The organism is Acidiplasma cupricumulans (assembly GCF_001402935.1).
Taxonomy (GTDB): domain Archaea; phylum Thermoplasmatota; class Thermoplasmata; order Thermoplasmatales; family Thermoplasmataceae; genus Acidiplasma; species Acidiplasma aeolicum.
In genome coordinates this window covers 1-3,158 of record NZ_LKBH01000090.1, presented here as the reverse complement: position 1 = coordinate 3,158, position 3,158 = coordinate 1, and the positions used below count along the sequence as shown (strand labels likewise).

4 protein-coding genes are annotated in these 3,158 nt (G+C 34.4%); 1 reads left to right on the top strand and 3 read right to left on the bottom strand.

Going from position 1 to position 3,158, the window contains the following annotated elements:
• Window positions 1-23: 23 nt before the first annotated feature.
• From AOG55_RS02895 to AOG55_RS02885, 3 genes are read right to left on the bottom strand one after another with little or no spacing between them, the layout of a single operon-like run.
• Window positions 24-872: a hypothetical protein gene (locus AOG55_RS02895; RefSeq protein WP_048101064.1), complete on the bottom strand. Its 849-nt coding sequence runs from the start codon at window positions 870-872 to the stop codon at window positions 24-26.
• A gap of 31 nt (window positions 873-903) precedes the next feature.
• Window positions 904-1,212, bottom strand: coding sequence for a winged helix-turn-helix transcriptional regulator (locus AOG55_RS02890; RefSeq protein ID WP_048101065.1), 309 nt, complete (start codon window positions 1,210-1,212; stop codon window positions 904-906).
• 3 nt (window positions 1,213-1,215) lie between these two features.
• Entirely contained in the window at window positions 1,216-1,449 is a 234-nt protein-coding gene (locus AOG55_RS02885) for a hypothetical protein (RefSeq protein ID WP_055040864.1), read from the bottom strand.
• Between the two features lie 150 nt (window positions 1,450-1,599).
• Here AOG55_RS02885 and AOG55_RS02880 point away from each other — a divergent pair, with 150 nt between their 5' ends.
• Window positions 1,600-3,099: an MFS transporter gene (locus tag AOG55_RS02880; RefSeq protein WP_055040863.1), complete on the top strand. Its 1,500-nt coding sequence runs from the start codon at window positions 1,600-1,602 to the stop codon at window positions 3,097-3,099.
• Window positions 3,100-3,158 lie beyond the last annotated feature (59 nt).

The window sequence follows — 3,158 nt, the reverse complement described above, 5'->3', positions numbered from 1 at the left end:
TAATGGACTTTCAGCCATATAAATTAAAATCTAAATGAATATCTGCGCGGCCTTATAACCTCATAATAAAAGTCCATAAAAGCCAAAATGATAGCAAATATCCCAGCTATTATAATTGCAATTCCAGCGAGAATCATAAGAATCTCCACCGGTATGGATATACCATGTGGAATAATCATGGTATATGCCGAGATTAAATAGGAGCCACCAGTTATCATGCCAACACCAAATATTAGAATTCCAAGCTCAACACCTGTGCTTCTGAGAAAGTCATTTAAGAGGCTGTTATCCTTAAAAAGAAATGCAAGAACGTAAAATATCTCAAAAATTATAAACGCCTGGGCCCAGAGAGATGAATTAAAATAAAGTGGCATGATAGAGGAGTAGAATCCAAGAGGAAAAGTTTCTATGGAAATGTATATTAGCACTGTTGCAACTATTATTATAACCCTTGAAATTATCTCATCCTTTTTAAAATAATAATATAACACTGCAAGGATTGTTCCAACTATGCCGGTGATTCCGCCTGCAATGCCAATCTTTAATGAGGCATCCATAAATATCTGGGATATAAAAAACACAAAGAACATAATGACAGAAAAAAATATGAGCTTGTCACTTATTTCGAATTTATTTAGCCTAAAAAACATAATGTTATTTATTATATAAAAAAGATATCCCAGAATTATCAACAGAATACCCGCCTTAAAAATTGCATTGTAAGGTTCAAATATATAATAGATAGCATATATAAAACCTGATAATATTACCAAGAATACTGAAATAAGTATAAGGAATTTAGACATCGACATAAGCCTGTTCATCGTTTCATTATCGTAAAAATTTCTGTTATAAAGGTATTTTTTTAACATTAACGGTAAATGTAAATTATATTATATAATCTCATCTTTTTTTATCACACTGTATCTGCCAGTTAACCAGACTGTTAATAGGATTGATCAGGGCATTTCCCTTTTCCGTCAGTTTATAAACGATATTTACCGGATTAATGTTTTTTATGTCCTTTTGTATTATCCCATGGGCCAGTAGTTTTTTTAAAGAATCGGAAAGTGCCTTGGGGGTTATGCCATTAATATTTTTTAATAGTTCATTGAAATGAAATTCACCTGTCTTCAGCATATTTACTATTATTAGGTCCCATTTGCCATTTATTTGATTTATCAGTTCCTGAAACCTTTTATCGGATTCCAAAAATTACACCTCCCTTTCCTGATATCTTAAAATTGTTCCATTACAGTTTATATCCATAGAACCGTAATAAGTCTTTCCCGCACTGGAATATGAAATTTTTAGACTCCATTTTTTCAATCCTGTATAATAAAAAATTTCATTGATCTTTATATCGTCTGCATTGACCATTTTTGCGATTGCACCGGAAATTAATTTTTTAGTTTCCTCAATATTATTTATATTCAGTTCATAGGTCATGGTCTAAAAATATAAAATTGGTTATTTATTTTTTCCATTGGGCATCAAAAATAGTTTATTAGTAAATATTTTATTACACAATATTTATATACTCCTTGATAATTATGTATCCCTATCTGGCGTATTAAATAAAAATTTGGTGTGATGACTATGAATAATGTTAATTATAATAAAAAATATGCCAATTTCGTTTTAATTTTACTTGCAATGATTATCATGGCGGTGATGTACGTTGAGGGCATGCTTACACCTTCACTGCCAAGTATTGCAGAGGGATTTCATATATCTGTGGATCAGGTAAGCCTTGTTCTTTCAACATATCTCCTAACGGGTGTGGCCCTAAGCCCTGTTATTGGGAAACTGGCCGATCTCTGGGGTAAGAAAAAGATGATGTCGGTTGTCATGATTTTATATGCAGGTGCCGTATCTGTTACAGGTTTTTCCCCGAATTTTACATTTATGGTAATATCCAGGGCAGTTCAGGGTATTGGACTAACAATCATGCCACTTGGCATGGCACTGGTGAGGGAGCAGTTTCCACGGGAACTGGTACCCAAGGCCCAGGCATTAATAAGCGGTATGTTTGGTGCCGGTTTTGCGATAAGCCTGCCGCTTGGATCATTAATATCAAATTATTTTGGATGGAGGATGACATACCATACTGCAATACCATTCATCGTTGCACTGGCAATTCTAACAATATATAAGGTTCATGAATCAGATTATAGAAGACCAGAGGTTAAGGTTGATTATATCGGTGCAGCACTTCTCGGTGTCCCACTTGCACTGATAGTTCTTTCAATGTCAGAGGGTTCATCATGGGGATGGAATTCTGCCCTGTTTCTAAGCATGATTATAACAGGTGTAATCCTTTTCATACCCATGTTTATATACGAAAAACATTACTATAATAGGGGTGGGGAGGCCATATTTGACATGAAGTTATTATCTGAAAGAAATGTGCTTACCGCAAATATTGCACTTTCAGTTTCAGGAATGGGCATGTATTTATCCATGCAGGCTCTTTCATACAAATTTGAAACACCAAAGCCCTTTGGGTTTGGGCTATCAATACTTGGAACAGGGCTTTCACTGGTATCATTTGCAATAGGCATGATCGTATTTTCTGTAATCACTGGAAGGATTATATCAAAGTCAGGAATAAAGCCCCTGGCTGTTGCCGGTTCTCTTATCACAGCATTAGGATTTTACTTATTATCAACATCACCTGATTTTATAATGACAATAATTTATGAATTTATTATAGGCTCAGGAATGTCAATAATGAACGCCTCAATAATCAATCTACTTGTGCTGTCGGTTAATCCCAAGGATATGGGGCTCGCAACATCAATGAACAGCACATTCAGATATATAGGCAGCAGTATTGGTGCACCCGTGGCTGGCACAATATTATCACTTTATACTGTTGCTTTTGCAATAAGAACATCCACAGGATTGACAGTTTTTTCATTCCCAGATAAATTTGCATACCACATTGCCTTTATAATAGGTGCGCTGTCATTTCTGGCATCAGCTTTCATAGTCCTTATGGCACATGAGGTTCTCGGCCATCGCACATCCACAGGAGTTAAAAAATCTGAAGAATCAATAAATAATAATGCAACAAATGAACTCACAAAACTATAATTTTAAAAAATCGTTAAATATATTTGATTTTAAAAAAATTTTTATGTGTTTATAATCTA